This window comes from Stenotrophomonas sp. STEN021 (genome assembly GCF_056760175.1).
This window is the reverse complement of the sequence record NZ_JBRREH010000173.1, coordinates 1-626: the sequence shown is the minus strand read 5'-3', so window position 1 is coordinate 626 and position 626 is coordinate 1. Positions and strand designations below refer to the sequence as shown.

1 protein-coding gene is annotated in these 626 nt (G+C 59.1%); it reads right to left on the bottom strand.

Annotated features, from left to right (window positions below):
- Positions 1-340 precede the first annotated feature (340 nt).
- Positions 341-626 (bottom strand): helix-turn-helix domain-containing protein (locus tag ACVOL0_RS20385; RefSeq protein WP_481550631.1); only part of this gene is annotated, 286 nt, incomplete at its 5' end.

The following is a 626-nucleotide window of genomic DNA, read 5'->3' as shown; positions in this document are numbered from 1 at the left end:
AAGTACTGGCGATGGTGGAGGTGAGGGTCGTCGACCATCTTGTGGTGTCGGCGAGCCAAGGCACCTCAATGGCTCAGCTCGGGCAGATCTAAGGCCCGGATACCTAGGAGAACAGCATGAAGGAAACGGAGGCGTCCTGGTCATCGACCAGGGCGGCAATGGCTCGTGCCAAAGCAGCTGAATTAGACCGGCAGGCCCGGGAGGTAGAGCGCTCAGCTGCCGACGGAAACTGGCGCATGAAGGCTCGGGCTAGAGAGGCCGCTACCGGGCTTAGATTGCGAGCTGGGAGGTACTTGGTGGAGGCTCAAAGTCACGAAGAGCAGGATCTCCCACTCTTCCCCTAGCCCGTAGGAGGGGCCTTGCCTTCTGCGTAGCCCTTGATCAAGTTCAGAACGGCTTGTTGTCTTGATGCTGGAAGACGTGCGACCAGAAGGATGACTTCTGCCAAGACGTCGGATGTGGCGTGGAAGTAAGCAACAGGAACGCCGAGCGCCTTGGCCAATGCTTCAGCGGTCTCGGGATCAGGATCTCGTAACCCCAACTCGTAGCGCGAGATACGTGGTGCGGCGCTATTGGAATCTTCCAAGCCCAAGACGGCCCCCAAGTCAGCTTGACTCAACCCAGCT